The sequence below is a fragment of the Rhizobium sp. 11_C7_N12_5 genome (genome assembly GCF_051811145.1).
GTDB lineage: Bacteria > Pseudomonadota > Alphaproteobacteria > Rhizobiales > Rhizobiaceae > Rhizobium > Rhizobium lusitanum.
In genome coordinates this window covers 49,452-76,174 of sequence record NZ_JBPWPY010000003.1, presented here as the reverse complement: position 1 = coordinate 76,174, position 26,723 = coordinate 49,452, and the positions used below count along the sequence as shown (strand labels likewise).

At 59.5% G+C, this 26,723-nt stretch carries 25 protein-coding genes, 1 pseudogene and 1 riboswitch; of the genes and pseudogenes, 19 read left to right on the top strand and 7 right to left on the bottom strand.

Features of this window, described 5'->3' with window-relative positions:
* Positions 1–93 precede the first annotated feature (93 nt).
* The 9 genes from hisD (at position 94) to AB8B29_RS29630 (ending at position 9,743) form a co-directional block, all read left to right on the top strand.
* A complete protein-coding gene (gene hisD, locus AB8B29_RS29670) occupies positions 94–1,422 on the top strand; it encodes a histidinol dehydrogenase (protein ID WP_113134163.1) in 1,329 nt (442 codons plus the stop codon).
* 4 nt (positions 1,423–1,426) lie between these two features.
* The gene (locus AB8B29_RS29665) at positions 1,427–2,440 is read left to right on the top strand and encodes an alcohol dehydrogenase catalytic domain-containing protein (protein ID WP_113134162.1); all 1,014 of its coding nucleotides are present in this window, start codon (positions 1,427–1,429) and stop codon (positions 2,438–2,440) included.
* A gap of 36 nt (positions 2,441–2,476) precedes the next feature.
* Positions 2,477–3,208, top strand: a complete 732-nt coding sequence (gene hutC / locus AB8B29_RS29660) for a histidine utilization repressor (protein WP_037199467.1) — start codon at positions 2,477–2,479, stop codon at positions 3,206–3,208.
* Between the two features lie 35 nt (positions 3,209–3,243).
* Positions 3,244–4,533: a hypothetical protein gene (locus tag AB8B29_RS29655; protein WP_113134161.1), complete on the top strand. Its 1,290-nt coding sequence runs from the start codon at positions 3,244–3,246 to the stop codon at positions 4,531–4,533.
* A 3-nt stretch (positions 4,534–4,536) separates the two neighbouring features.
* Entirely contained in the window at positions 4,537–5,682 is a 1,146-nt protein-coding gene (locus tag AB8B29_RS29650) for an alpha-hydroxy acid oxidase (protein ID WP_439006960.1), read from the top strand.
* 132 nt (positions 5,683–5,814) lie between these two features.
* A complete protein-coding gene (locus AB8B29_RS29645) occupies positions 5,815–6,831 on the top strand; it encodes an ABC transporter substrate-binding protein (RefSeq protein WP_047560374.1) in 1,017 nt (338 codons plus the stop codon).
* Between the two features lie 24 nt (positions 6,832–6,855).
* A complete protein-coding gene (locus AB8B29_RS29640) occupies positions 6,856–7,716 on the top strand; it encodes an ABC transporter permease (protein ID WP_047560371.1) in 861 nt (286 codons plus the stop codon).
* Position 7,717: 1 nt separating this feature from the next.
* Complete coding sequence (locus AB8B29_RS29635) at positions 7,718–8,500, top strand: ABC transporter ATP-binding protein (RefSeq protein WP_047640832.1); 783 nt, start codon at positions 7,718–7,720, stop codon at positions 8,498–8,500.
* Positions 8,501–8,561: 61 nt separating this feature from the next.
* Positions 8,562–9,743, top strand: coding sequence for an amino acid aminotransferase (locus tag AB8B29_RS29630; RefSeq protein WP_047640831.1), 1,182 nt, complete (start codon positions 8,562–8,564; stop codon positions 9,741–9,743).
* 86 nt (positions 9,744–9,829) lie between these two features.
* On the opposite strand, the gene AB8B29_RS29625 is transcribed toward AB8B29_RS29630, so the two are convergent.
* From AB8B29_RS29625 to AB8B29_RS29610, 4 genes are all read right to left on the bottom strand, one after another.
* Positions 9,830–10,792, bottom strand: coding sequence for a sugar-binding transcriptional regulator (locus AB8B29_RS29625; RefSeq protein WP_037199474.1), 963 nt, complete (start codon positions 10,790–10,792; stop codon positions 9,830–9,832).
* Between the two features lie 20 nt (positions 10,793–10,812).
* Entirely contained in the window at positions 10,813–12,279 is a 1,467-nt protein-coding gene (locus tag AB8B29_RS29620) for an FGGY family carbohydrate kinase (protein ID WP_037199475.1), read from the bottom strand.
* Positions 12,280–12,344: 65 nt separating this feature from the next.
* Entirely contained in the window at positions 12,345–13,301 is a 957-nt protein-coding gene (locus AB8B29_RS29615) for a transketolase family protein (RefSeq protein WP_439006959.1), read from the bottom strand.
* Complete coding sequence (locus AB8B29_RS29610; RefSeq protein WP_037199479.1) at positions 13,301–14,110, bottom strand: transketolase; 810 nt, start codon at positions 14,108–14,110, stop codon at positions 13,301–13,303. The genes AB8B29_RS29615 and AB8B29_RS29610 overlap by 1 nt, the downstream gene beginning before the upstream one ends.
* A gap of 210 nt (positions 14,111–14,320) precedes the next feature.
* Between AB8B29_RS29610 and AB8B29_RS29605 the strand changes: the two genes are divergently transcribed.
* From AB8B29_RS29605 to ribB, 7 genes are all read left to right on the top strand, one after another.
* A complete protein-coding gene (locus AB8B29_RS29605) occupies positions 14,321–15,304 on the top strand; it encodes an ABC transporter permease (protein WP_037199480.1) in 984 nt (327 codons plus the stop codon).
* 119 nt (positions 15,305–15,423) lie between these two features.
* Positions 15,424–16,353, top strand: coding sequence for a sugar ABC transporter substrate-binding protein (locus AB8B29_RS29600; protein ID WP_037199481.1), 930 nt, complete (start codon positions 15,424–15,426; stop codon positions 16,351–16,353).
* Between the two features lie 28 nt (positions 16,354–16,381).
* On the top strand, positions 16,382–17,860 hold the full coding sequence (locus AB8B29_RS29595) for a sugar ABC transporter ATP-binding protein (protein WP_037199482.1): 1,479 nt from the start codon (positions 16,382–16,384) through the stop codon (positions 17,858–17,860).
* A gap of 22 nt (positions 17,861–17,882) precedes the next feature.
* Positions 17,883–18,671, top strand: coding sequence for an SDR family oxidoreductase (locus tag AB8B29_RS29590; protein WP_047640829.1), 789 nt, complete (start codon positions 17,883–17,885; stop codon positions 18,669–18,671).
* 4 nt (positions 18,672–18,675) lie between these two features.
* Positions 18,676–19,413 carry a triose-phosphate isomerase gene (gene tpiA, locus AB8B29_RS29585; protein ID WP_047640828.1) on the top strand — a complete coding sequence of 246 codons (738 nt, stop codon included), beginning with the start codon at positions 18,676–18,678 and terminating at the stop codon, positions 19,411–19,413.
* A gap of 76 nt (positions 19,414–19,489) precedes the next feature.
* Complete coding sequence (locus AB8B29_RS29580) at positions 19,490–20,272, top strand: glucose 1-dehydrogenase (RefSeq protein WP_047560495.1); 783 nt, start codon at positions 19,490–19,492, stop codon at positions 20,270–20,272.
* A 96-nt stretch (positions 20,273–20,368) separates the two neighbouring features.
* Positions 20,369–20,518: riboswitch (FMN riboswitch) on the top strand.
* Between the two features lie 114 nt (positions 20,519–20,632).
* Positions 20,633–21,277 (top strand): 3,4-dihydroxy-2-butanone-4-phosphate synthase, encoded by a 645-nt coding sequence (gene ribB / locus AB8B29_RS29575; protein WP_037199489.1) that lies wholly within the window; start codon positions 20,633–20,635, stop codon positions 21,275–21,277.
* Between the two features lie 277 nt (positions 21,278–21,554).
* Here ribB and AB8B29_RS29570 read toward each other — a convergent pair whose 3' ends face one another.
* A complete protein-coding gene (locus AB8B29_RS29570) occupies positions 21,555–22,475 on the bottom strand; it encodes a LysR family transcriptional regulator (protein WP_197070368.1) in 921 nt (306 codons plus the stop codon).
* Between the two features lie 99 nt (positions 22,476–22,574).
* Here AB8B29_RS29570 and AB8B29_RS29565 point away from each other — a divergent pair, with 99 nt between their 5' ends.
* Positions 22,575–23,990 carry an aldehyde dehydrogenase family protein gene (locus AB8B29_RS29565; protein WP_439006958.1) on the top strand — a complete coding sequence of 472 codons (1,416 nt, stop codon included), beginning with the start codon at positions 22,575–22,577 and terminating at the stop codon, positions 23,988–23,990.
* 36 nt (positions 23,991–24,026) lie between these two features.
* Here AB8B29_RS29565 and AB8B29_RS29560 read toward each other — a convergent pair whose 3' ends face one another.
* Together AB8B29_RS29560 and AB8B29_RS29555 are read right to left on the bottom strand one after the other, a co-directional pair.
* Positions 24,027–24,188 carry a zinc-binding dehydrogenase gene (locus tag AB8B29_RS29560; protein WP_439006957.1) on the bottom strand — a complete coding sequence of 54 codons (162 nt, stop codon included), beginning with the start codon at positions 24,186–24,188 and terminating at the stop codon, positions 24,027–24,029.
* Between the two features lie 220 nt (positions 24,189–24,408).
* Complete coding sequence (locus tag AB8B29_RS29555) at positions 24,409–24,627, bottom strand: hypothetical protein (RefSeq protein WP_439006956.1); 219 nt, start codon at positions 24,625–24,627, stop codon at positions 24,409–24,411.
* 696 nt (positions 24,628–25,323) lie between these two features.
* Between AB8B29_RS29555 and AB8B29_RS29550 the strand changes: the two genes are divergently transcribed.
* Both AB8B29_RS29550 and AB8B29_RS29545 read left to right on the top strand, forming a co-directional pair.
* A complete protein-coding gene (locus AB8B29_RS29550) occupies positions 25,324–26,145 on the top strand; it encodes an SMP-30/gluconolactonase/LRE family protein (protein ID WP_376774254.1) in 822 nt (273 codons plus the stop codon).
* A gap of 172 nt (positions 26,146–26,317) precedes the next feature.
* A pseudogene (locus AB8B29_RS29545) lies at positions 26,318–26,710 on the top strand (alpha/beta fold hydrolase); the annotation flags it as partial.
* Between the last annotated feature and the right edge of the window lie 13 nt (positions 26,711–26,723).

Sequence of the window (26,723 nt, the reverse complement as noted above, 5' to 3'; positions counted from 1 at the left end):
AGCATGACCTGCAGGCAACCTGGATCGTCGTGCCGTCAGCGCGCGAACGACTGCGGCTGTGTGCGCCTCTGTGCGCCAACAAGGGTATGAGCAATGACCAGAGTCAGCTTTCATGAATATTCCAATCTTGGACCGGATGAGAAGGCCATGCTCTTACGCCGATCCGAAACGGACATTTCCGGGTTCGTCGAGAAAGTGGCGCCGATCCTCGAGGCCGTGCGCACGGAAGGCGACCGGGCCGTCGCCCGCTTCGGCCGGGAGCTCGACAAGGCGGACATCACAGAAGCAACAATCAAGGTCACCGATGCCGAGTTCGATGCGGCGTTCAAGCTTGTCAGCGAGGACGTAATCGAAGCCATCACCTTCGGCATTCAGAATATCCGCCATTTCCATGAGGAACAGAAACCAGAAGCCATGTGGCTGAAGGAGATAAAGCCGGGCGCCTTCGCCGGCGACCGCTTCACTCCGATCAAGTCCGTTGCGCTCTATGTCCCGCGCGGCAAGGGTTCGTTTCCGTCCGTCACGATGATGACCTCTATCCCCGCCGTCGTTGCGGGCGTTCCGAACCTGGCGATCGTCACTCCCCCTGCGCCGGACGGTAGCGTGGACGCTGCAACGCTGGTCGCAGCGCGTCTGGCCGGCGTGGAAACTGTCTACAAGGTCGGCGGTGCTCAGGCGGTTGCAGCCGTCGCCTACGGGACAGAAACGATCAAGCCGGCGCTGAAGATCGTCGGGCCGGGAAGCCCTTGGGTGGTCGCAGCCAAACGGAGCCTGTCAGGCATCATCGATACGGGCCTGCCCGCTGGCCCTTCCGAAGCCATCATCTTTGCGGATGACACTGTCCATGGCGGCCTTGCAGCACTTGACCTGTTGATCGAGGCCGAGCACGGCCCGGACTCTTCCGCCTATCTCGTGACCTATAGCCGCCGCGTGGCCGAGGAAGCCCTCGCCGCGCTGCCCGAACACTGGGCGCGCATGACGGAACAGCGCGTCCAGTTCTCGAGCGCCGTCCTTTCAGGCAAATGCGGTGGGATCATTCTCACCTCCTCGGTCGAGCAAAGCTACGACTTCATCAATGCCTACGCGCCGGAGCATCTCGAACTCCTATCGCAGGATCCCTTCGCTCATCTCGGACAGATCACCGAGGCCGCGGAAATCCTCATGGGTCCGCATACGCCCGTCAGCATCGCCAACTTCTGCCTCGGTCCAAACGCCGTGCTGCCGACGAGCCGGTGGGCGCGCACGTTCGGCCCGCTGTCGGTGACCGATTTTGTGAAGCGCAGTTCGATCGGCTATGTCACAGCGTCGGCCTATCCCGAATTTGCGAAGCATGCCCACAAGCTCGCGGAATATGAAGGCTTCTCATCCCACGCGCATGCAGTCTCGGCGGTCCGCGACAACTATCTGCCAAAGCGGGGCTGACAGGATGAAGGCGGTTCGGCTTTACGACGCGTTTGATCTCAGGGTCGAGGAAGTCGACAGACCTCTGTCGCCGCCCAGGGGCTACGTGACGATCGATGTTCGCGCCGCGGGAATCTGCGGCTCGGACATTCACAACTACCGAACCGGCCAGTGGATCAGCAGACGTCCATCGACGGCGGGCCACGAATTCTGTGGGCGCGTTTCCGCAATTGGAGAGGGTGTCGAAGATCTGGCGATCGGTGATCTGGTCGCCGCTGACTCCCGCTTTTACTGTGGCCAATGTGAAGCATGCAGATCAGGCCGGACCAATGTCTGCGAACATCTCGGTTTCGTCGGCGAGGTATGCGACGGAGGGTTCGCGGGGCAGACCCAACTACCCGCCCGTCTCGTTCACAAGCACGACCCCTCCCTTGATCCTGCAGTGGCGGCCATGGCCGAACCTTTGGCCGTCGCGCTTCATGCGGTACGACGGCTCAATCCGCCCCAAGGCGAAGCGATTATTCTCATCGGCTGTGGGACGATAGGCGGTCTCTGCGGGTTGCTGCTTTCACATCTCCACCATGGAAAGCTGTTGTTTGCGGATTTGAATGGTAGTCGTGCCGAGATGGTGGCCCGCCTCTGCGGAGGCTCCGTGGTCGCGCTGGACAAATCGCAAGCAAGGACCGCTCTCGGCGACGCGCGACTCCGGTACGCAGTGGATGCAACGGGAAGCACAAAGGCCATCGCGCAAGCCATCGAACTTCTGGACGGGGGCGGCGCATTCGCTCTCGTGGGCATCAGCCACGGAAAGCTGTATCTGGATCCCAACCTCCTGGTCGAGCGCGAGATTTCCCTCGTTGGCTGCCACGCCTTTGAAGACGAACTCGCCGACGCCATCGCGCTGTTGCCAAAACTGCAGTCCTCACTTCTGCAATTCAGCGAGGTCCTGAGCTCGCTAGACGAAGTTCCCGATGCATACCACCGACTGATCGATGGTCGCTCAACCAAATTAAAAACGATCGTTCGAATAGCCGATTGATCAAGCAAACGCCTCGGCGTGAGACGGAGATAGAAATTGCCCGGTCTTTCAAACACCGCGCTACCGCTCTACGAAAAGGTCAAGGACTTCGTCCTCGACAACATCGGAAACGGCAATTGGCCACAGAATGAAAAGCTCCCGTCCGAGCATGAATTAACGTCTTCGCTCGGCGTTTCTCGCATGACGGTCCATCGCGCGCTTCGCGAACTGACAGCCGAAGGCTATCTGCGCAGGGTCCAGGGCGTCGGGACATTCGTCTCGCCTCCCAAGGCACAGTCGACCCTCATCGAGATCAGCAATATCATCACGGAGATCAAGGCGCGTGGAAGCCAACACCGCGCAGAGGTAATCTTGCTCGAACGGATCGAGCGGCCGGACCAAATGCTGTTGGACGCGTTTGAGTTCAGAAAGCTTTGCCCCGTCGATCATTCGATGGTCGTTCACTACGAGAATGGCGTCCCTGTTCAACTCGAGGAGCGTTACGTCAATACGGAACTCGTGAAGAACTATCTCGATCAGGATTTTACGTCCATCGGCACCTACGATTACCTTCAGCACAGTACACCGCTAACCGAAGTCGAGCATCTCATCAGTGCCATCCCGGCGACTGAGAGACATGCACGCCTCCTCCATATTCGTGAGCGCGACAGCTGCCTGGTTCTAAACCGAAAAACATGGACAGGGCAGACGATCGCAACGGTCAATACCTTCACCTATGTCGGCAGCCGCTATTCGCTTGGCAGCAGATACTTGCCGCCGAAGAAATGAACGGCCTTCATGTCATTCCAGGAGTGAGAGAAATCATGGGGCAGCCCAACAGTCGGACCGCAGCCATCCGGGAGAAGGCCCAAAAACGCGACGGTGGCGCCGAGGCTATGCTTGCGGACCTGTTGCGAGATCTGTTTGGGATCGAAGCACGCGATCTGGCGATCAACCACGACCAATACAGCCTCAATTCGCTGAATGGCTTCTTCGAGGCCGACGGAAAGCCCTACTTCTTCAAATTCCATCAGGAGGAAAATGAGGAGGAGATGAGCGGTGAGTACTATCGTGCCGATATCCTTGCCAAGGCCGGCTTGCCGGTCGACCAACCACTTATGATGTCGACCCTTCCCGGCGAACAGATCCTCGTCTACAGGCGCAGGACGGATCCGCGCTTTTCCGATGTTCTGCGCGCGCTCGACGAGCTTCATGATGAGGAAATGGCACGCCAGGCCGTGGATGCGGAGCGCCGGCTCAATGAGACCGTCCTGTCCGTCTACCTGAAGACGCTGCATCCCGTCACGCCTAAGCAGGTTGCAAAGGAGCCGGTCCACCGGCTGTTCTACGACCGGTTGGTCACGGCCCCGGACGGAACCTACCCTGGTGGTCGGCTGGCGAGCTTTTACGTCGACAAGGCGTTCGAACTTCCCGGCGTGACGCTTTCCTGGGACGCGCTCTCGAAAGCCCACTTTGTCATCAATGGCATCCAATACCGCAACACGCTTGGGGAGCTGTTCGACGCGGCGCATGAAAGACTGAACCCTGCCGATCTGGCGGATAATGGCGGGGTGACGGCACATGGCGACGCCCACAACGCCAACGTCTGGTTCGAAAAGCAGCAAGGGGGCGCGAACCTGTCGTTCTTTGACCCCGCCTTTGCCGGCGAGCACATCCCGACGCTTCTCGCAGAGGTAAAGACGACCTTCCACAATATCCTCGCGCATCCCTACTGGCTCTATGATCCGGCTCTTGCCGAACAGAAATTCAATGCAACCGCCAGCTACGAGAACGGCCATCTCTTTGCGGATTTCGATTGGACGCTAAGCCCGGTTCGAGCCGCGCTCCTGGAAACGAAAGCCGAAGCAATGTGGAAACCGTTGCTTGCCGCCCTCAAGCAGCGGGGCATGCTTCCTTCCGATTGGCGAAAGGTCGTCCGACTCGGACTTTTCCTCTGCCCGACACTCGTCATGAACCTGCGGGCCGGTGCTACAAGCCACAATCCGACATCGTCCCTGATCGGTCTTTCAGTGGCGATGATGGTCGGCTCGGAGCCTGAGGAGAGCGAGGACCTGATAACCCGCTTCCTCGCAACGATAGATCCGGAGGGGTAGGTTGTGACGATTGTCAATATCGACGACCTCCGGCTGGCCGCGCGCCGGCGATTGCCGAAGCTCTTCTTCGATTACATCGACGGCGGCTCCTTTGCGGAGGAAACCTATCGTCGAAACAGAGATGATTTCTCGCTTTTGCGGCTACGTCAAAATGTTCTCAACGACTATGCCGAGCCTGATCTGTCGACCGAATATCTCGGACGACGACATCCTCTTCCCTTTATGCTGGGACCGGTCGGCTTCCTTGGTCTCTACACGAGAAACGGAGAACAAAAGGCAGCCATCGCCGCCCACGCTGCCGGCATGCCCTTCTGTCTTTCGACCTTCTCGATCACGTCGCTGGCAGACCTTCGTAGTGCGACGGATGGCGCGTTGCACTTTCAGCTCTATGTGCTCGATGACCGCACGCTCTGCGAGGAGTTTCTGAGCGCTGCCGAAGAGGCCGATGTCGAGGCACTGTACGTGACCGTCGATACCGCCATCACCGCCATCCGCGAACGTGATGTGCGCAACGGTTTCCGATCCCTGACCCACATCACGCCGCGTCTGTTCGCAAGTCTCTGCCGAAAGCCCGCCTGGCTGTTCGACGTCGGTCGTGGCGGCATGCCCTCCGTTCGAGCGGTGGAGCATCGCACAGATTTCGGGAGGGGAGCGCTCGAACAGGCGGCCAATCTTTCCAGGCGCATCGACAAGAAGCTCGCTTGGAAGGACATCGAGACATTGCGCGACCGGTGGAAAGGCAAGCTGGTCATCAAGGGTATTCTTTCACCCGAGGATGCAACGAAAGCGCAAGCGGTCGGCGTCGACGGCATTGTGGTTTCGAACCATGGTGGCCGTCAACTCGATGGCGCCATGAGCACGATCGCCGCGCTCCCCGACATCCGGTCCGCGGTCGGACCGGATTTTACGCTGATGCTCGACGGGGGCGTGCGAAGGGGAAGCGATATTGTCAAGGCAATCGGATTGGGCGCCGATGGTGTCATGCTGGGTCGAGCCTATACCTATGGTCTCGCAGCCGCCGGCCAGGCCGGGGTCGACCGTGCGATCGAGACGTTGCGCCGCGAGATCTCGATTACTTTGGCTTTGATGGGCGTCGGCTCGATCGCCGACCTAAAGGAGCGTGGCTCGCACCTCATACTCAAACAGTGACCGCTACCGCCGGCGAAAGGAGACAAACACTTCCATTCAATATTCGCCCACCATGACTTTGATGGGTGGCGTCAAACTTCACAAGATGAAAGCCGCATGATCCGCTAAAATCAACAAATAGAGGGGTTTCCAATGAACCACAAATCCATCAGCAAGCAGTTTTCCCGCGTAGCGATCGCGCTCGGGATCGTCGGTGTCCTCGCCATAGGGCAGGCTAGCGCTCAGGATCAGATTCCGTCCAAGCCGGAACCGGGCACCTTTAAGATCGGCATAGAGCCGTGGCTCGGTTACGGTCAGTGGCACGTCGCCGCCAGCAAGGACCTGTTCAAGAAAGCTGGCCTTGAAGATGTCGAGCTTGTCAACTTCAGCGAAGACAAGGACATCAACGCAGCACTTGCCAGCGGTCAGCTCGACGCTGCCAATATCGCCACGCACACCGCCATGGGCATGGTCGCCGCCGGCCTGCCGGTGAAGATCGTCTCGCTTCTTGATTTCAGCCTGAAGGCGGACGCGATTCTTGCCGGAAGCGACATTAAGAGCGTCGCTGACCTCAAGGGTAAGAACATTGCCTTCGAGGAAGGAACGACAAGCGACATCCTCCTGAACTACGCGCTTGCCAGCAACGGCATGACGATCGACGATGTCGTCCGCGTACCGATGCCGGCGGCTGATGCGGGAACGGCACTGATTGCGGGCCGTGTCCCCGTCGCTGTCACCTACGAGCCCTATATTTCAACGGCGCTGGCCCAGGACAAGAATATCAAGCTGCTTTTTGAAGCCGGCAAGGATCCGGGCCTTGTCTCCGACGTCCTCGTCGTTCGCGAGGAGGTGCTGAAGCAGAAGCCGGGGCAGGTTCTGGCCATGATCAAGGCCTGGGATGCGGCTCTGGCCGATTACAAGGCTAAGACGGAAGAGGACCGCGTCATCATCTCCAAGGCCGTGGGCGCCGCCCCGGATGATCTGAAAACCGCCTTCGACGGCGTTCAGTATTATTCTTCTGCCGAAGCCGCCAAAGCCTTTGCCGGTGACTTCAAGACCAAGACCTTCGCCGACGTTCTGAAGGCAGCCAAAAAGGCCGGCCTCGTGACCCAGGACGTTTCCGCCGACAGCATGATCGACACATCCTTTGTCGATGCAGCGAACAAGTGACCTTTGGCCACCAACGGGACCGTAATGTCTAGCTCAGAATTGTCGTCGACACCGAAGGAAAGACCCCGCGCGCAATCGCGCGCGGGCGTCGGTAGACCGCCCAGTGCCTTTCGGATCGGGGATCCGATCAGCGGCCAGTCGTTTCTACTGATTGCAGTTGCCGTTTTTGCCCTGCTGTTTGCCGTGTGGTGGGTTGCTACCATCACCGGTTGGGTGAAGCCGATTTTCCTGCCCTCGCCCGGAGCAGTGTGGGCCAAGATGATGGAACTGGCGATCGATGGCACGCTGTGGACCGATGCCGGCATCAGTATCTATCGTATGCTCGTCGGCTTTCTGATTGCATCGGCGCTGGCGATCCCGATTGGGATCATGATCGGCTGTTTCAAGACCTGGGAAGCGGCCATCGAGCCCTTCGTCGACTTCGTCCGCTATATGCCTGTCGTCGCTTTTGTTCCGCTCACCATTCTGTGGGCCGGAACAAGCGATATCCAAAAATTCGTCATCATCTTTATCGGAACCTTCTTCCAGCAGGTGCTGATGGTTATGGACAGCGTCAAGCGTGTTCCAACCGACTTCGTAGGACTAGGCCGCACGCTCGGCATGTCGGAGACAAAGATCCTGCGCCGCATTGTCCTGCCGTCAGCCCTCCCCGGCATCTGGGACACGCTGCGTATCAGCCTTGGCTGGGCCTGGACCTGGCTTGTGCTGGCAGAACTTGTCGCGGCGACATCAGGCCTCGGCTATCGCATCGTTGTCTCGCAGCGATATTTCCAGACGCAGACGATCATTGGTTATATCCTGCTCCTTGGCCTACTCGGTCTGATCACAGACCAGAGCATGAAGGCCCTCGAGCGTGTCTTCTTCCGTTACGCTTCGAGGCATTGAGATGAGCGAACCCAAACTCAAGATCGAGGGCCTCAACAAGTGGTACGGTGGTAGGAAAAGCACCGTCCATGCCCTTAGCGATATCGACCTGGAACTCGCCGACAACGAGTTCGTCTCGTTGGTCGGTGCTTCCGGCTGCGGCAAAAGTACGCTGCTGTCGATCGTCGCCGGACTTCAGGGCTTCGATAATGGCGTTCTTCTGACGGATGGTGCGCCGATCGTCGGCCCCGGGCTCGATCGCGGCGTTGTCTTCCAATCCTACACGCTGCTGCCGTGGCTAACCGCACAGCAGAATGTCGAATTCGCCCTGCAGGCGGCCGGGCTGCCGAATGCCGAGTGCCGGGATGTCGCCCGTCATCACATCGAACTTGTAAAACTCACCAAATTCGCTGATGCATTCCCCTCGCAACTCTCGGGCGGCATGAAGCAGCGCGTCGCCATTGCGCGCGCCCTTTCTTACCGCCCGAAAATGCTATTGATGGATGAGCCGTTCGGCGCGCTGGACGCTCTGACTCGTCACCAGATGCAGGAACTGCTGACCCAGATCTGGGAAGAGCATCGGCTAACGGTTCTCTTTGTCACCCATGACGTCGAAGAAGCCGTCTATCTATCCGACCGTATCGTGGCAATGAGCATCAATCCTGGACGCATCAACGCGACCTTCCACGTCGGGCTTTCCCGTCCGCGAAACCAGGACATGATTTCCACGTCGGAATTCGTTGCCCTTCAAAAGCAGGTTCTTGCCGCGATCCGCGCCGGATCGCAAACTGAGTTGGAGCATTGATTCAGCCAATGCGAGGCGGCTGAATCAGCTCTGCATTTGATCTCAATTCAAAGGAAAAGCGATGTTCGAAACCCTCACTGCCGCCCCGCCGGACAAAATTCTCAGCCTCTCGATTCTCTACAAGAACGACGAGCGGCCGACGAAAATGGATCTCGGTGTCGGCGTCTACAAGGATTCACAGGGTGCGACCGTCATCATGCGGGCCGTGCGTCACGCCGAGAAGCGCCTTTATAAAAGCCAGACGACCAAGACCTATGTCGGCATGGCGGGCGATGAAGGTTTCAACAAGGCCATGTTGAAGCTGGTCTTTGGCGAGAAGGCCGATCTCTCGCGCATGTTCGCGTGCCAGACAGCGGGCGGCTCGGGCGCACTCCGCACGATCGCCGACCTGCTCGCGAAGGCTCGACCTGACGCCATCGTCTGGCTCTCCGACCCGACCTGGGTGAATCATGTTCCGATCCTGAAGGCTGCAGGCTTGAAAACCGCGACCTATCCCTATTTCGATCCAGCCAGCGGCACGGTGAAGACCGATGCCATGCTCGCGGGATTGAAGCAGGCGAGGGCCGGCGACATCGTCCTCCTGCACGGCTGCTGCCACAACCCGACCGGCGCCAATCTGACGATCGAGCAGTGGGGTCCGGTCGTAGATCTTCTCATCGAACGCGACCTTTTCCCCTTCATCGATCTTGCCTATCAAGGCTTCGGCGACGGTCTGGAGGAAGACGCCGCCGCCGTTCGCCTGCTCGCAAGCAGTGTGCCGGAAATGGCTGTCGCCACCTCCTGCTCGAAAAACTTTTCGGTCTACCGCGACCGCGTCGGCGCCGTCATCCTGATGGGCAAGGACACAGAAAGCGTAAAGATCGCCGGCAGCCAGGCGCTAGCGACCACTCGCGTGCTGTATTCCATGCCGCCGGATCATGCCGCCGCCGCCGTCCGTATTGTCCTCGAGGACGATGAACTGCGCGCCGACTGGAAGTCCGAACTCGAAGCCATGCGACTCCGTATGCTCAATCTGCGCAAGGGCTTTGCCGAAGCACTCCGTCGCCAGTCCAACTCCTCGCGTTTCGACTTCATCGCCGACCACCGGGGTATGTTCTCGCGCCTCGGCCTCACCGAAGCGCAGGTCGATCGCCTGCGAGACGAGTTCGGGATTTATATGGTCAGCGATTCTCGCTTCAACGTCGCAGGCCTCAGAGAGGATAGGCTCGACGACCTCGCCAGGGCCGTGGTTGCCGTGCTCTGAGTCATTTTGAAGCAAATGACAGGCCGGTGCGCGCAAATTGCGCGTCACTGTGTATCGCGGCACAGATCCATCGCATAAGCCTGAGCTCAGGGATCGGGTTGATCGATCAATCGTTGGGCAGTGAACTTGTCCGTCACCAGCATGTCGATCACCCCAACCCGTAAAGCGCCAGCAATGGCAGCAGCCTTCTTAGCGCCTCCGGCGAGCGCTATGACGCGGCCAACCTTTTTAAGATCCTCAAGCGGAAGTCCGATCACCCGCTCGTCCAAGGGGGTCTTCACCGGCCGGCCATTTGCATCGAAGAAACGCAATGAGATATCACCGACGGCCCCTGCCTCGGCAAGATCGGCGAGTTCGCGCGAGGAAAAGATGTTGCCGGATCGCGCCAGCAATTCGGACGGTTCAACTGCACCGATGCCGACGATCGCAAGCGTAATGCTGCCGAAAAGGTCCATGGTCTCGCGAACAAAGGGATCGGCGAGCATCAAAAGCTTGGCCTCACGCGAACTTGTTAATCCTTGAACTGGAAGCAGCTTCGGCTCGGCACCGGTCAATCGCGCAAGTCTCGTCGTCAACTGCGTTGCATGGGTCTGGACGGACGGATCACCCATTCCCCCTAGCGTTTGAACAACGTATTTGACCTGGGCACTTTTCTGCGGATGGATGTTTTCGACCATCTTGAAGATCGTCTGGCTCCAGCTCGACACGCCGATGATCTCGCCTGGTGCGAGCGTGACTTCGAGTAAATGGGCGGCAGCTTCGCCGATCCGGGCCATGATGGCCGCATCGCGGTCTTCGGTACATTCGACGACCACGGCTTCAGGCAAGCCGTATTTCTCTCGAAGCACGCTTTCGAGCTCGCTATAGGTTCCTGCAGGCGGGATGACGCTCGTTCGAACGATGTCTTCCGCCTCGGCACGTTTCAGCATTCGCGAAACGGTTGCCTGTGACAGACGAAGGTGATCGGCGATCTCTGCCTGCCGCCGCTTCTCAATGTGATACATCTGAGCGACTCTTGAAATCAGACGGAGTTCGTGCAAGCGGGCCATATCGGTTCCAGTGTGAATTTTTATTCACATTTAACTGGTGTGGACCGCAACGTCGAGCGCGACAATGCATCATTCCACGTGTTCAGCAATGCCGATCGGTCGGTGGCCTCCGGCGAGATGATGTGCGTGCTCCGAGGCAAGTCGGAAATGACGCCGAGATCACGCCACATACCAATGGAGAGGCCGGCAAGATAGGCGGCGCCGAGAGCCGATGCCTCGGGGGCCTCGCATTGGATGACGGCATGCTCGACAAGATTGGACACGCACTGCATCAAAAAACGGTTCTGGCTCGGGCCGCCGTCGACATAGAGGGCTCCAAGTTCGCCACCACTTTGTGCCCGCATCGCTGCGATCACGTCATGTACCTGTAAGGCGATGGAATCGGTCACGGAACGCGCCATCTGCGCGCGCGTGGTGCTGAAGTTGATGTGCGAAAACAGGGCGCGCGCATCGGAATTCCAATATGGCGCGCCAAGGCCAACGAAAGCCGGCACGAAGCCAGGCCCACCAGCCTCTGCGGTTGCTGCGAGTTCGACAAGCGCGCCGACATCCGCAAGACCCAGGATGTTCGCCATCCACGGCAGGCTCGCGGCCGACACCAGTATATTGCCTTCGAATGCATAGGTCGGCCGGCCGCCAAGGCGCCAGGCGATCGTCGTGGTGATGCCATTGCGCGGCGCTATGAATGCCGGAAGCGTGGTCATGACCGAGGAGCCCGTTCCAAACGTGATCTTGCCGTCGCCTGGCGTAAAGGCACCATGGCCAAACAGGGCCGCATGACTGTCGCCGATCGCAGAACGTATTGGGGTTCCATCGGGCACTCCTGCAAATCCAAGGGTGGTGCCGAAATCCGCAGAACTGTCCAGAACCTCCGGCAAGAACGACGTATCGACGCCGAAAATCGCGCCCAGTTCGTCGCTCCAGGTTTGTGTCTTCAGGTCGAACAACTGGCTTCGCGCAGCGTTGGAGGCATCGCAAACATGTCGACGCCCGCCGGTCATGCAGTGGATGAGCCAACTGTCGATCGTACCCAGCCGTACCCTGCGGCCGCTCTCCAGGCGATCCAGCAACCAACGGAATTTCGGACCCGGAAACATCGGGTCAAGTGGAAGGCCGGTCAGGGCTTGGACGCGATCAAAGTGCCCTTCGGTGATGAGGCGTTCGCAATCAGTTGCCGTGCGCCTGCACTGCCAGCTTAAAACTGGCCCGAGGGCTTCTCCGATGTCCGCGTCCCAGGCGGTCACCGACTCGCGCTGATTGGAGATTGCCACTGCCTCGATGGAAATGCCTGGCATCGTTTCCAGGCAGGCATTGACGGCCTCGCAAACGGAAGCAAAGAGCCTGTTCGGATCCTGTTCGACCCAGCCGGGCTTTGGATAGGAAATACCCACCGCTGCGGAGCCTCGGGCCACGACATCCCCGCCTTCAGACACCAGAACCGCCTTGGAGTTGGTGGTGCCCTGGTCGATAGCCAGAATTGCTCGCATCGTCATCTCCTCGAAACGAACGGCTGGGGCGGATACGCGCCCCGGCTCATGAAGCTGCTATCAGATTATTTGCGCTTGATCAGTGCCTGCGCGGCGTTGGCGATCGCCGTTGGAGACATACCGAACTCGTCGAGAAGGAATTCGGCGGAACCGGTCGGGGCAAAAATGCCTGGAACGCCCAATCTCTTCATTGGCACAGGCGCATAGTCAACCACGACTTCCGCAACCGCAGAGCCCAGCCCGCCAAAGATCGAATGCTCTTCCGCCGTCACAATCGCGCCGGTTTCCCTGGCCGCAGCAATGATTGCCGCTTCGTCGATCGGTCGAACGGTCGCAAGATTGAGCACCCGCGCGTCGACACCGCGCTCGTTCAGAATCTCCGCCGCTTTGACGATACGGTGGGTCAATGTGCCGTTTGCGATGAGCGTGACGTCGGAGCCCTCGCGCAAAACGTTGGCCCTGCCCAGTTCGAATATGTGACCCTCAGGCAAGAGGTCGGGTACGCCCACACGCGACAGGCGCAGGAAGCATGGCCCACTATAGGTCGCGGCCCACTCGACGGCGGCGGCAGTCTCGATCCGGTCACAGGGCGCAATCACCGGGAGGTTCGGCAGAACCCGCATCCACGCGAAATCCTCGATCGAATGATGGGTTGGGCCAAGTTCGCCATAGGCCATTCCCGACGAAATGCCGACAAGCTTCACATTGGCGTTCGAGTAGGAGATATCGGCCTTGATCTGTTCGAGCGAGCGGCCGGTCAGAAACGGCGCGGCAGCGCAGACATAGGGCAATCGGCCGCCATTGGCGAGGCCTGCGGCCACCCCGACCATATTCTGTTCGGCGATGCCAACATTGACAAGGCGACCGGGAAACTTTGACTTGAAGCCGCTAAGTTTTGACGAACCAACGGAGTCATTGCAAACGGCGACGATGGTTTCGTCCTGCGTGGCAAGCCGCTCGAGGGTGGCTGCGAAAGCATCGCGGCAGTCGTGCAACCTAGGTGTATTTACGGGCCCGTTCATCAAAGTGCCTCCGACAGTTCTGCCAATGCGATTTCGTATTGCTCCTTGTTCGGAACCTTGTGATGCCAATCGACGGTATCCTGCATGAAGGAGATGCCATGCCCTTTGTTGGTGTGGGCGACGATGCAGTGTGGATGGTCGCCGCGGCTTTCAAGCGCCGGAACGATCTCATGCATGTTGTTGCCGTCGATTTCCGTGACGCGCCATCCGAAGGCTTCGAGCTTCGGCCGAAGCGGGGCAACGTCGTTGGTGTCCGATAGCGCAGCCCCCTGCTGAAACCGGTTATGGTCGATGACCAGCGTAAGATTGTCCAGACGGAACTGGTGTGCTGCCATAATGGCTTCCCAATTCGACCCTTCCTGCATTTCGCCGTCGCCAGTGATCACATAGGTATGATAGCCGGCTCCTGACAATTTCGCCGCTTTCGCCATCCCGACAGCCACGGGAAGACCGTGCCCAAGAGGGCCGGTATTGGTCTCCACACCAGGGACCTTGTTGCAGTTGGGATGACCGTTCAGCCGGGAGTGCGGCTGTAGGAAGGTATGGATCTCATCCTCCGGGATGAATCCTCGCTTGGCCAGTGTGACATAGAGCGCGCAGGCGGTGTGCCCCTTCGAAAGCACGAAACGGTCGCGATCGGGATTTTTCGGCTGGTCCGGCCAGATACGCAAAACGCGAAAGTAGAGCGCGGTCAAAAGGTCGATGACCGACATCTCGCCACCGATATGGCCGGCGCCCGCTTCGTACACAGCCTGAAGGTCGCGCAGACGTATCTGGCGGGCGATCCGTTCAAGGTCCGATGGCTCCATCACTGTCTCCTGCATAATTATTCATATCGTTATATTTTTGCATACAAAGCGTATTAGTCAAGCCCTCCACACCCCAGTCCAACGCAGCTGATGCTCCACAGACCGGTTGACAGCGCCTCACCGGCTTGTTAATGCATTTTCCGGCACGTGTGAATATTTATTCTCTAGTGAAGGAATATTGGCCAACGGCCTTATTTCCAGGGAGGAACGATGGTGGCGATCGACGTCAATGAACAGAGCCGTCCGTCCGGGACATGGCTTCGCAAGCTCGCTGGCGCCACTGGCCCGCTCGTTGGACTGCTTGCTTTGTGTGTTTTCCTGAGCGTCAGCACCGATGCCTTTCTGTCGCTTCGCAACGGCCTCAACATTCTCGATCAGATCACCGTCCTCGGGATCATGGCGGTCGGCATGACCTTCGTCATCCTGATCGGGGGTATTGATCTGTCAGTCGGTTCGGTACTTGCCCTGTCCACCATGGTCATGGGTTGGACGGCAAACGTCGCGGGACTGCCGCTGCCTCTCGGAGTTGCTTTCGCGCTCATAGCGTCGGCTGCAAGCGGGCTGATCGTGGGGCTTCTCGTGACCATGTTTAGGGTGCCCGCCTTCATCGCGACACTTGCCATGATGTCGGCGGCACGCGGCGTGGCGAACATGATCACCGACGGACAGCAGATCGTTGGCTTTCCCGACTGGTTCACGATGCTCGCCATCGATCGTCATTTCGGCGTTCTGACGGCAACCGTGTTCCTCATGCTCGCGGTCGTCCTTGCGGCCTGGGTATTTCTACACTTCCGATCCGAGGGACGCATGCTTTACGCAGTTGGCGGCAATCCGGAAGTTGCCCGTCTTGCCGGCATCAAGGTGAAGATTGTGACGATCGGGGTCTACATCGCCAGTGCGGTTCTTGCAGGCCTTGCCGGCATTGTGTTGGCCGCCCGTCTCGATTCCGTTCAGCCGTCGAGCGGCCTCGGCTATGAGTTGGATACGATTGCCGCCGTCGTCATTGGCGGCACGTCGCTTTCAGGCGGATCTGGCGGGATCGGCGGCACGCTCATCGGCGTCCTGATCATCGGCGTGCTTCGCAACGGCCTCAATCTGCTCAACGTCTCGCCTTTTCTTCAGCAGGTCATCATCGGAGTTGTCATCGTGCTCGCCGTCGGCGCCGAGACCATTCGCAGGCGACGAGCGGCCTGAGACTTTCCCGGCCGCGCGCGGCCGGACTTTAAAGAATTCCTCTCCGAAAGGTTTGGAGCGGATCTCATGACCCAAGGGGGAGGACTTACCCATGGGTGATCAACAAAGGAGGAACTAAAATGAATCTTGCGCGCACTCTGCTCGCTTCGGCTGCTCTCGTCGGCCTAAGCCTTTCATCGGCGCATGCCGCAGAGGTCAAGAAAATTGGTCTGGCCGTTGCAAACCTTCAGGCGAACTTCTTCAATCAGATCAAGCAGTCCGTCGAGGACGAGGCCAAGAAGCGCGGCATCCAGGTCGTGACCGTCGATGCCAAGGGCGATGGCCCGACCCAAGTCAACCAGATCCAGGATCTGCTGACCCAGAAGATCGATGCGCTGATTTATATCCCGGCGGGTGCTGCGGCTGCGAGCGTTCCGGTCAAACTCGCCAAGAACGCCGGCGTTCCCGTCGTCAACGTCGACCGCAATGCCGAGGGCGCACCGGGCGATACCTTCCTCGCCACGGATTCAGTGTCGTCGGCAAAGGCGGTTTGCGACTACATCCTCAAGGCTGCCGGCGGCAAAGGCAAGATGGTTATCATTCACGGCCAGAAAGGCACCACGCCGGAAGTAGACCGCAGCAAGGGATGCGCTGAAGCTCTGAAGGCCTATCCGGATGTGAAGATCGTTGCTGAGCAGTATTCCAACATCTGGGCTCAGGACGAGGGGTTCCAGATCATGCAGAACATGCTGCAGGCAAACCCGGATGTGTCGATCGTGTTTGCCCAGGCCGACGCGCTGGCGCTGGGTGCGGCCCAGGCTATCAAGGTCGGAAATCCTTCGCAGAAGATCGTAGTTGGCGGTTTTGACGGAGATACGGCAGCCCTTGAAGCCCTCGGCAAGGGCGTATTTGACGTGACGGCGACCCAGCAGACGCAGAAGATGGGCCGCGATGCGGTCGCCAATGCGATCAAGCTTGCCTCAGGCGAAAAAGTGCCCCCTGTCCAGTTGCTCGATGCGACGTTGACGACCAAGGACAATGTGGCCGGTTTCATCGCCAACCATCCTTGATGCCATCCAAGACTTGCGGAGGTGTGCTGTGACTGATCCGGTTCTGTCCTTGAAGGGCATTTCGAAGCGCTATGGACCGCTCCAGGTTCTGAAAAATGTCAGCCTGGATGTCCATGCGGGCGAAGTGCTGGCCCTTCTCGGCGAGAACGGGGCTGGAAAGTCGACGCTTTCAGGCATTATTGCCGGATCACGCACACCTTCCGAAGGTACAATGACGTGGCTGGGGCAGCCCTATGCCCCAGCCACTCCAAGAGAGGCGATCGACAAGGGCGTGGTGCTCATCCATCAGGAGCTTCAACTCCTGCCTCACCTTTCCATCGCGGAAAACGTCTTTATCGGGCGCTGGCCCATGAAAAACGGCGTCGTCGATCGCGCCCAGATGGTTCGGCGCGCTCAAGAGCAGCTCGCTCGGCTCAATCTACACATACCGGCGACGCGAAAAGTCGCAGGTCTGTCGACCGCAAATCAGCAGTTGATCGAGATCGCCAAGGCCTTGGCGCTGGATGCTAAGCTTCTTATCCTTGACGAGCCGACCGCGGCCCTTGGCGGGGCCGAGACGGAAGCGCTGTTTGAACAGGTAAGAAAGCTCCGATCCGAGGGCGTCGGGATCATCTATATTTCCCATCGCATGGAAGAGATCAAAAAGATCACCGACCGCATCGTCGTTCTTCGCGACGGAGAGCGGGTCCAGGAGTTCGCCGATAGCGCAACACCTGTGCGCACGATCGTCGAGAGTATGGTCGGACGCTCGCTCGAGCGCATGTTTCCGGCCCTCCCAGAGCCGACCGATCGTCCGGTTCTTCAGGTTTCGGGCCTGACCTCACCCGACGATTCCTTCCGTGACGTGACGTTTGGCGTGCGGGCCGGAGAAATCCTTGGCATTGCCGGGCTGGTTGGGGCCGGGCGCACGGAACTTGTCCGTGCCATTTCCGGCGCCGATCCGATCAGCGCCGGCTCGATCCGGCTGGACGGCGAGGAACTGAAGCTTCGTAATCCTGCTGACGCGATCGCTCATGGGATCGTCATGGTGCCAGAAGATCGCAAGGAACAGGGCCTGGTCGTCGGCCATCGCATCAGCGAGAACATCATCTACGCCAATCTCGACAAGCTTGGCGGCCGCTGGATCACATCGCGCGTCAAACGCGCCTTTGCGGAGAAGGCCGTGGCGAAGTTCGGGGTCAAAGGCCGTGCTGAGCAATATGCGTCCGACCTGTCGGGCGGCAACCAGCAGAAAGTCGTGATCGCGAAGTGGTTGATGCGCGACCCCAAGGTTGTTGTGCTTGACGAACCGACGCGAGGCATCGACGTCGGCGCCCGCGCAGGCATCTACGATATCATCGTCAATCTCGCTCGCCAGGGCGTTGCGGTCATCGTCGTCAGCTCCGACCTTGAGGAAGTTTTGGGGGTCTCGAACCGGATCCTGGTTCTGTCCCAAGGCAATCAGACAGGCATACTCGACCGTGACCAGGCAAATGACGTCTCGGTCATGGAATTGGCAACAATTTAAGGAACCACAGAAAGGAAGAGCGATGCCGGACATCACTCTTAACGCCCCGAAACTGTTCGACCTCCGTGGCCGGATCGCCATTGTCACGGGCGCTGGCAGCGGAATTGGGCAACGGATCGCCATCGGTCTTGCGCAGTGCGGCGCGGACGTTGCCCTCCTTGACCGGAGAACCGACGACGGCTTGACGCAGACGGCCAAGCATATACGCGATGCCGGTCGCCGCGCGATCGAGATCGCCGCGGATGTTACAACCAAGTCTTCGCTGGCTGACGCTGTTGCGCAAACCGAGAGTGAGCTCGGTTCCTTGACCCTAGCGGTCAACGCCGCCGGTATTGCGAACGCCAAACCAGCGGAAGAGATGGAGGAAGACCAGTATCAGACCTTGATGGATATCAACCTGAAGGGCATCTTCCTGTCGTGCCAGGCAGAGGCACGAGCCATGCTGAAGAATGGTGGCGGTTCGATCGTCAATATCGCGTCCATGTCGGGCGTCATCGTCAACCGCGGTCTGAGCCAGGTGCATTATAACGCCTCCAAGGCGGGCGTGATCCACATGTCCAAGTCATTGGCGATGGAATGGGTTGACCGCGGCATCCGCGTCAACACGATCTCGCCGGGCTACACCGCAACGCCGATGAACACGCGCCCGGAGATGGTCCATCAGACCAAGCTCTTCGAAGAGCAGACGCCAATGCAACGCATGGCCAATGTCGACGAGATGGTTGGCCCCGCGGTCTTCCTGCTCTCGAACGCCGCCAGCTTCGTCACGGGCGTCGATTTGCTCGTCGACGGCGGCTTTTGCTGCTGGTGATACGATGCGCAAGCTGATTGCAGGCAACTGGAAAATGAACGGTCTCGCATCCTCCCTGACTGAGATCGAAGCGCTGAGGGGACTAACGGGCAACACGGCGTGCGATATCGTTGTGTGCCCGCCCCTCACGCTTGTTGAAAAAGCATTTGAGCGCGCCAAGGGCTCGACAATCGCCATCGGCGCGCAGGATTGCCATGCGCAGGCGTCAGGTGCCCATACCGGAGACGTTTCTGCCTTCATGCTTGCCGAGGTGGGCGCACGCTTCGTGATCTTAGGTCATTCCGAACGCCGCTCGACCTATCGTGAGACCGATGCAACGGTGGCGGCCAAGGCCGCAATGGCCCATGAGGCAGGATTGACCAGCATTATTTGCGTCGGCGAGACACGCGAGGATCGTGACGCGGGCAAGGCTATCGATGTTGTTTGCGCCCAGATCGAAGGCTCTGTTCCCCACAGCGCAAACAGTGCCAACACGGCCATCGCCTACGAACCGGTCTGGGCGATCGGGACCGGCCTTGTTCCGACCGTCGAGCAGATCGAAGAGGTCCATTCCTTCATTCGGCACATGCTCGAAGAACGTCTGGGAGAGGACGGGCGTCGTGTCAGGATCGTCTACGGAGGATCTGTGAAGGCATCGAACGCGTCGGCAATTTTTGCAGTTCAAAACGTCGATGGTGCCTTGGTGGGAGGTGCCTCGCTCAACGCTGCGGAGTTTGCCGGGATCATATCCGTCGCCACTTGACGACCGAATAAACGACAGACGTGGGGTCGTCTAGGATCGGCACCCGGCTTGGCTTATGCCGCGAAAGGAAGAGAAAATGCAACGCTTTCAAAACAAGACGGTCGTCATCACCGGAGCCAGCCGCGGTATAGGTGCTGCGATCGCCAAACGTTTCGCCAAGGAGGGTGCAAATCTCGTCGTCTCGGCTAACGAAGACCTGGTGCACTCTGTCGCCGAACAGATCCAGCAAGACGGCGGCAAGGCGATTTCCTTCGTCGGCGACGTGACAGACAAGACAAGCGTCAAGGCACTCTACGACGCGGCCGAGGCAGCGTTTGGTGGCATCGATGTCTCCATCCAGAACGCCGGCGTCATTACCATTGCCAGGATCGAGGATATGACCGAGGACGAATGGGACAAGGTCATGGCCGTCAACACCAAGGGCGTGTTCTTGTGCGCGCAGGAGGCAATTTCACGAATGCGCAAGCATGCGAGGGGCGGACGTATCATCAACACGGCGTCCGGTCAGGCGCGCGACGGGTTCATTTTTACGCCCCACTATGCGGCGTCGAAGATGGGCGTTGTCGGGATTACGCAAAGCCTGGCAAAGGAAGTTGCGGCCGAAAAGATCACCGTCAATGCGTTCTGCCCGGGCATCATCGAAACCGACATGTGGGCCTACAACGACCAAGCTTGGGGAAAGCTGCTCGGAAATTACGCGCCCGGCGAACTCATGAAGGAATGGGTGAACGGAATTCCGATGAAACGCGCTGGATCTGGCGAAGATGTGGCCGGGCTTGTCACCTTCCTTGCGAGCGACGACGCGGCCTATATTACCGGTCAGACGATCAACGTCGACGGCGGATTGATCATGTCCTGACGAATTGGAGACAGTCTGTTCAATAGGAGAAGTGCCCCAAATGGCTCCGGCGTCAAAGCACCCCTTGCCGGACGGGGTCCCCATCGCCTATGTTGGTAACGTTCTCAGGGCGGGGTGAAATTCCCCACCGGCGGTATTGGGCGAAAGCCCGGAGCCCGCGAGCGCCTTTCGCCGCAAGACGGAAGGGTCAGCAGATCCGGTGAGATGCCGGAGCCGACGGTATAGTCCGGATGGAAGAGAGCAATGCTGCAAACGCCACCTGTCCGTGGCGGGTCGCATGCTTGTTCGCCCAAGGGAAACGGTGGCTTCGAAAGAGGTCATGATGCTGCCACGGCAGCTAACCCTTGAAAGGCAAGACACATGGCAATAGCCAAAATCGAAGATGCAGTCGCAGCCATTTCGCGCGGCGAGATCGTGATCGTCGTTGATGATCGGGACCGAGAAAACGAAGGCGATCTCGTGATTGCTTCGGACGCAGTCACCCCCGCAGCGATCACGTTCATGATGAACCATGCCCGTGGGCTGATCTGCGTTCCCATGCAGGGCGAGAGGCTCGACGAGCTCGACATCCCGCTGATGGTTCCGCGCAACACGGAAGTTCTCAAAACCGCTTTCACGGTGTCCGTGGACTATATCCCCGAAACAACGACGGGGATCTCGGCGGCAGACCGGGCTGCGACCGTTCGCGCTCTTATCACGCCAGGAACTCAACCTGACGATTTTGCCCGGCCGGGGCACATCTTCCCTCTGCGCGCCCATCCTCTTGGCGTGCTCGGACGTCCCGGACACACAGAGGCCGCGGTCGATCTGGCAAGACTCGCCGGGCGGGCGCCGTCGGGCGTCATCTGCGAAGTGGCAAACGACGACGGGACGATGGCCCGCCTGCCGGACCTTGAACGCTTTGGAGAGCGCCATGGTCTGCTTGTGGTCACGATCGAGGACCTGAAGTCTTATCTGAGCCACAAGCAGCGCGATCTGCTCGACTCGGAACGGTCCGTCGCTTGATGGTCGCACGGCCCCGGCCCCTATTCCTTGGCTATAGACGGCGGCTTGCGCTGCCGTCTATGCTTGTGAGCATCGAGACCTGCCACGGCAATGGACGCGGACTGTCTGCACGGCATGCTCGCCACCAATCCCGAACACTGAACGCGGATATGCAGGCATTCATCCAAAGCTAGTTGGTGCATCCAGAGGACAGGGTCCCGGCGTGCGACCCTGCCCCGCAGACAACCCTCACCAAGACCCTGGCTCGAACTTAGTACCAAGCTCGTCGAAGAATCCTTTAAATCGAAGACTGCCTTTCAACGTCGCTGCTTTGCCGCAGTTCCTTGATCAAGTCCACGAAGCGGCGCAGCTTCGCCGGGATATTGCGCCTACCAGGATAGTAGAGACATAGCCCCGGATACGGCGGGGTCCAATCGAAGAGGACCTGCTCCAGCCTTCCGGCAGCGAAGTCGTCTGCGACCTGCCATTCGTTCAGATAGGCGAGCCCGGCTCCGTCGCGGACCGCCCGGAGCATCAGGTCGCTGTCATCGAGCGTGAGCCTGCCCGGAACGTCGAGCGCGAAGCTCTCTCCCCGACGCTCGAACTCCCAGCGGTAGATCGCGCCGCTTGCCATTCGGGCGCGGATGCACATGTGGTTCTGGAGATCTGCCGGGACCTGCGGCCTCCCATGACGCTGAAGATATTCGACCGAACCGACGATGGCTGGGCGGACGGTGTCGCCGATCGGGACAACGACCATATCAGGGGGAACGGCTTCCCGAATCCTGATCCCGGCGTCGAAGCCCTTGGCGTTGACGTCGACTAGCGCGCCCTCGGTGACGATTTCTACCGACATTTGCGGGTTCCGGCGCATGTATTCCAGGATTAGCGGCGTCAGGATCATCCGGGTCGCACCCACTGATGTGTTGATGCGCAGGGTGCCCGTCGCTTCTGCGCGGTGCTCGTCGACGTGCTCGACGGCGCTACGGATCGCCTCCAGCGCTGGACCGACACTTGCCACAAACTGTTCGCCTGCTGCTGAAAGGACGACGCTGCGTGTGGAGCGATTGAACAGTCTGACCCCCATGCGGGTCTCCAGAGCGGCGATCTGCTGGCTAAGCGACGACGACGAGATTCCTAGCTCGCGAGCCGCAGCTCGAAACCCACCGTGGGAGGAGACGGCGAGAACCGCCTCTAGTTCGGCAAGAGAGCCACGCATCATTGTCCGCAATTCCCTATCAGGCTGAGCATATATGACCAACTTATCAGGACAATCCCGAAATGCCAGATATGCCGTAGCAATCCAAAGGAGTTCGGCATGCGCGACATCGACACAATCTACATCGACGGCCAGTTCGTCACCCCGAAGGGCACCGGGACGGCCGATCTCTACAATCCTTCCACGGAAGAACGAATTGGAACGGTGCGGCTAGGCGGCGTCGAGGACGCGCGCGACGCCGTCGCTGCGGCGAAACGGGCCTTCCCTGCGTTCTCGCGAACGACGAAAGGCGAGCGCATCGACATGCTGAAGCGGTTGAACGCCGCCGTCGCTGCGCGCGTCTCTGACCTCACCGAAGCGATGTCACTCGAATACGGCGCTCCGCAGACCTTTACGCGTTTCGCTATTTCCCATGCTGCTTCGAGCTTTCTCACCATGGCGAGCGTTCTGGAGGAATACGAATTCGAGCGCAGGATGGGTCGAGCGCGGGTGGTCATGCAGCCGATCGGCGTAGCCGCAGCCATCACCCCGTGGAATAGCAACATCGGCTTCATCACCTCGAAGCTCACGACGGCCATCGCTGCCGGCTCGACCATTGTCATCAAACCGAGCGAGATGAGCGCAGTACAGACGCAGGCCCTGACAGAGTGCCTGCATGAAGCGGGCTTGCCCAAGGGCGTGTTCAACATTGTCAACGGGCTCGGCAATGTCGTCGGCGCGGAACTCAGCGGGCATCCGGACATCGCGAAGGTGACCTTCACGGGTTCAACCGCGGTCGGCAGGGAAATCCTGCGAAGCGCGGCCGACACCTTCAAGCGCGTCACGCTGGAGCTTGGCGGCAAGGGTCCGAACATCATTCTCGACGACGCCGATCTGGACGTGGCCATCCCCGCCGTCTTGAGGATGGGCTTCATCAACAGCGGCCAGGCCTGCATCGCTGGCACCCGCATTCTGGTACCGAACCATCGGCTCGATGAGGTCGTGACCAGGCTGAAGCGGGAGATCGAGACGTTCAAGGTCGGCGCCCCCGATGATCCGGACGCAATGATCGGTCCGATGGTCAGCCGGAAACGGTACGATCGCGTCCAGTCCTACATCGAACTAGGGATGCAGGAGGGCGCCAGTCTCCTGACAGGCGGTCTCGGACGTCCGGCCGGACTGGATCGCGGCTGGTTCACGAAGCCGACCATATTCACCAACGTCGACAACCAGATGCGTATCGCGCGAGAAGAGATATTTGGTCCGGTCCTGTCGGTCATCGCCTATCGCGACGAGGACGAGACCGTCTCCATCGCAAACGACACCCCGTACGGGCTTCAGGCCTATCTTCATGGCACCGACGTCACACGCATGCAGGCGCTTGCGGATCGACTGGATTGCGGCCGCGTGGTCGTTAACGGGGCGCCCCACGAGCCGCTCGCTCCATTTGGCGGATTCAAACAGTCGGGGATCGGTCGCGAGTATGGCGTGTTCGGACTGGAGGCGTTCCTGGAACCGAAAGCCGTCATCTTGTGACGACCGATACGTGAGGCAGCGTCTGAAGTGTGCGGTTTACGGGTTCTGCAATCGAACGAGGACTTTTCCAACAGCCTTGCCGCTCTCCTGGAACTCGTGTGCTTCGGCCACTGCGTCGAGGGCAAATGTCTTCGAGATCTTTGGGGCATGTACCCCGGAGGCGGCGCAGGCCGAGACCTCCACGGTCGCCTGCCGCATCGCTGCCTCTGGCATAGTGTAGACGTAGACGAAACGGAACGAGAAGCCGCCCAGCAGCGCCGGGAAGAACGGGATCGTGAGAGGCCTGCGGCGACTCCGTCGAATAGCCCGAGACGACTCCGTCGCGGGCGAGACAGGTCATCGCCACGTCGATGTTCGCGGAGATGTCAACGTCCACGATGCGATCTACTCCGTGGCCAGCCGCCGCCGATCTCACCGTTCAGGAGACATCCTCCTCGTACCTGTTGATGACCAGATCGGCCCCGGCCACTCGCGCGACGTCCGCCTGCTCGTCGCGGCTCACCGTCGCCGCCACCCACGCCCCCGCCCGTTTCGCAGGAAGGATCGCCGCATTGCCCGCGACGCCCCTTCCACCCTGGACGAGGATTCGCTTGCCGCGAACGCCGCCGTCGGCGAACAGGCATCGGTGCGCGGTCATCGCCGGAACTCTGAGGGACGCCCCGACCTCGAAGGACACGTTGTCGGCCAGCCTGACGGACTGCACGGAGGGCAAGACGACGAATTCCGCCGCGGTACCGAACGCCCTCCCCGTCCTGATGTGGTATAATCCACGAGAACGGCATTGCCTTGGCGCCGAAACCTCTTCTGGTCTCGATGTCGGAAGGATTGATGCCGGAGGCGACGACCCTCACCCGGACCTCCCCGGCTCCTGGCTGCGGATCGGGCGGCGCAAATCAGCCATGGAAGCCAAACGCCAGCGTGGAAGGCCCGCCTCGTTCGCGACAATCAAAAGCTCCGTCCCGTTTGTCGCGGAGCGGCAATCAGAAACCGATGAGACGCTTGCCAGCGACAATCAACATCCGACCGCGACTTAAGAGTCTCATCTAGATTGTCGCTAGAGTCTCATCCTGATCGCCGCGCCATACGTCAACCGCGATCATCGACGTTAGGATGGCGCAGAGCATCTCTGCCAACGTCAACGTCGCTCCGGAAAGAATGCTGCAGGTCGAACTCCTCCGCAGCCGGCAGGGCGACTCGTCTTCCTGCCCCAGCACAGCATCCGAAATGGGAAATTCGCCGTCTAGGATCACGGCGCGGCTAGTAAAAAATTAGCGAAACGCCAAAATCTGCTTTCAACCTGTCGGAGCGATTGGGCGTCGCACGTCCTTCGCAGGTGCAGAGGACCAAGGAGACGAACGTGCGCGCAGATGTATTGTTGAAGGGAAGAGGACTTGTCGAATGTCCCCGTTGGCATCGAGGCGAGCTCTGGTTTGCCGATTGGACCAGTGGCGAGATACGGGTCCTTGAAGACGGGAACCAATCGCGGCTCGTGATTCCGGCGAAAGCTCCACCATTGTCATTCGATTTTGGCCCAGAGAACGACCTTTTCGTGATCCAGTCCGGTTCTTCATCACTCATGCGTTATGATGGCATGGGCTTGAAGGAATTCGCAGCGCTGGGGTCCGGCGCGTGGAACGAAATCCTCGTCGACGCTGCAGGCAGGATCTATGTCAATGGGCCAGCGATTACGCTGGTCCTCCCTGATGGCAGCGTTGAAAAGCAGGCCGAGGGCTTTCAGTTCCCGAATGGCATGGCATTATCTGCTGATGGCCGCACTTTGGTCTGCGCGGAAAGCTGGGCCAAGCACCTGACTGCTTTCGATGTGGCCGATGACGGCCGCCTTTCCAACCGGAGGATCTGGTCAGAGCTTCCCGGCCCGCCAGACGGAATATGTTTCGACCGCCAGGGAGCCATCTGGTATGCCGATGTCCCCAATGCCTATTGCCGCCGGGTACGAGAAGGCGGCGAAATGCTTGACGAGGTCAAGGTAGATCGCGGCGCATTCGCCTGCATGCTCGGCGGCGAGGATCGATCCACCCTCTTCGTCACCACCGCACAATGGTTCGGCATGGACAAGATGAGTCAAATGGCCGGCACAGGTCAAATCGTTTCCGTCGAAGTGAACGTTGCCGGAGCCGGCTGGCCGTTCAATTGAACGCTCACATTGCGGAGGTCCGCGTTGGTGAACAACATCGGGACGAAAACCAAGTCCGCCAGTTCACTGGATCACCTTCGATCGACAGTGGTGCGACGCCTCCGCTCTATTGAGCGTGAGTCTGATCGCCTTGCAGGGGAACAACGTGCCAAACCTCAGCCGCACACAGACAATCTCCGTATCGGGTGGGTCGATATACACCACCATTGCCGGGAGCGGCCCGCCGGTTCTATTGCTGCATGGATTCCCAGAGACCAATCTTATGTGGCGCGGTGTCGCTCCTCTGCTTGCCTCCGAGTTCACTGTCATCTGTTCCGACCTACGTGGATACGGTGCCAGCGCTTGTCCCTCGTCGACTCCAGATCACCTGCCCTATTCAAAACGAGCGATGGCCGCCGAGATGGTCGAGGTTATGGCAAAGCTCGGCTTTTGCGAGTTCATGATCGCCGGTCATGATCGCGGCGGTCGTGTCGCTCACCGGATGGCGCTCGATTATCCTGCTACAATTACAAAGCTTGCGGTTCTAGATATCGTCCCTACCCAGGCCGTCTGGGATCGCGCCGATGAGGTCTCTACTG

What these genes read in the sequence shown, in the direction of transcription:
- hisD (WP_113134163.1), top strand. Translation starts at nt 94, where the DNA reads ATGACCAGAGTCAGCTTTCATGAATATTCCAATCTTGGACCGGATGAG.
- AB8B29_RS29665 (WP_113134162.1), top strand. Translation starts at nt 1,427, where the DNA reads ATGAAGGCGGTTCGGCTTTACGACGCGTTTGATCTCAGGGTCGAGGAA.
- AB8B29_RS29655 (WP_113134161.1), top strand. Translation starts at nt 3,244, where the DNA reads ATGGGGCAGCCCAACAGTCGGACCGCAGCCATCCGGGAGAAGGCCCAA.
- AB8B29_RS29645 (WP_047560374.1), top strand. Translation starts at nt 5,815, where the DNA reads ATGAACCACAAATCCATCAGCAAGCAGTTTTCCCGCGTAGCGATCGCG.
- AB8B29_RS29640 (WP_047560371.1), top strand. Translation starts at nt 6,856, where the DNA reads ATGTCTAGCTCAGAATTGTCGTCGACACCGAAGGAAAGACCCCGCGCG.
- AB8B29_RS29635 (WP_047640832.1), top strand. Translation starts at nt 7,718, where the DNA reads ATGAGCGAACCCAAACTCAAGATCGAGGGCCTCAACAAGTGGTACGGT.
- AB8B29_RS29630 (WP_047640831.1), top strand. Translation starts at nt 8,562, where the DNA reads ATGTTCGAAACCCTCACTGCCGCCCCGCCGGACAAAATTCTCAGCCTC.
- AB8B29_RS29625 (WP_037199474.1), bottom strand. Translation starts at nt 10,792, where the DNA reads ATGGCCCGCTTGCACGAACTCCGTCTGATTTCAAGAGTCGCTCAGATG.
- AB8B29_RS29620 (WP_037199475.1), bottom strand. Translation starts at nt 12,279, where the DNA reads ATGCGAGCAATTCTGGCTATCGACCAGGGCACCACCAACTCCAAGGCG.
- AB8B29_RS29615 (WP_439006959.1), bottom strand. Translation starts at nt 13,301, where the DNA reads ATGAACGGGCCCGTAAATACACCTAGGTTGCACGACTGCCGCGATGCT.
- AB8B29_RS29610 (WP_037199479.1), bottom strand. Translation starts at nt 14,110, where the DNA reads ATGGAGCCATCGGACCTTGAACGGATCGCCCGCCAGATACGTCTGCGC.
- AB8B29_RS29605 (WP_037199480.1), top strand. Translation starts at nt 14,321, where the DNA reads ATGGTGGCGATCGACGTCAATGAACAGAGCCGTCCGTCCGGGACATGG.
- AB8B29_RS29600 (WP_037199481.1), top strand. Translation starts at nt 15,424, where the DNA reads ATGAATCTTGCGCGCACTCTGCTCGCTTCGGCTGCTCTCGTCGGCCTA.
- AB8B29_RS29590 (WP_047640829.1), top strand. Translation starts at nt 17,883, where the DNA reads ATGCCGGACATCACTCTTAACGCCCCGAAACTGTTCGACCTCCGTGGC.
- tpiA (WP_047640828.1), top strand. Translation starts at nt 18,676, where the DNA reads ATGCGCAAGCTGATTGCAGGCAACTGGAAAATGAACGGTCTCGCATCC.
- AB8B29_RS29580 (WP_047560495.1), top strand. Translation starts at nt 19,490, where the DNA reads ATGCAACGCTTTCAAAACAAGACGGTCGTCATCACCGGAGCCAGCCGC.
- ribB (WP_037199489.1), top strand. Translation starts at nt 20,633, where the DNA reads ATGGCAATAGCCAAAATCGAAGATGCAGTCGCAGCCATTTCGCGCGGC.
- AB8B29_RS29570 (WP_197070368.1), bottom strand. Translation starts at nt 22,475, where the DNA reads ATGCGTGGCTCTCTTGCCGAACTAGAGGCGGTTCTCGCCGTCTCCTCC.
- AB8B29_RS29565 (WP_439006958.1), top strand. Translation starts at nt 22,575, where the DNA reads ATGCGCGACATCGACACAATCTACATCGACGGCCAGTTCGTCACCCCG.
- AB8B29_RS29560 (WP_439006957.1), bottom strand. Translation starts at nt 24,188, where the DNA reads ATGCGGCAGGCGACCGTGGAGGTCTCGGCCTGCGCCGCCTCCGGGGTA.
- AB8B29_RS29555 (WP_439006956.1), bottom strand. Translation starts at nt 24,627, where the DNA reads ATGACCGCGCACCGATGCCTGTTCGCCGACGGCGGCGTTCGCGGCAAG.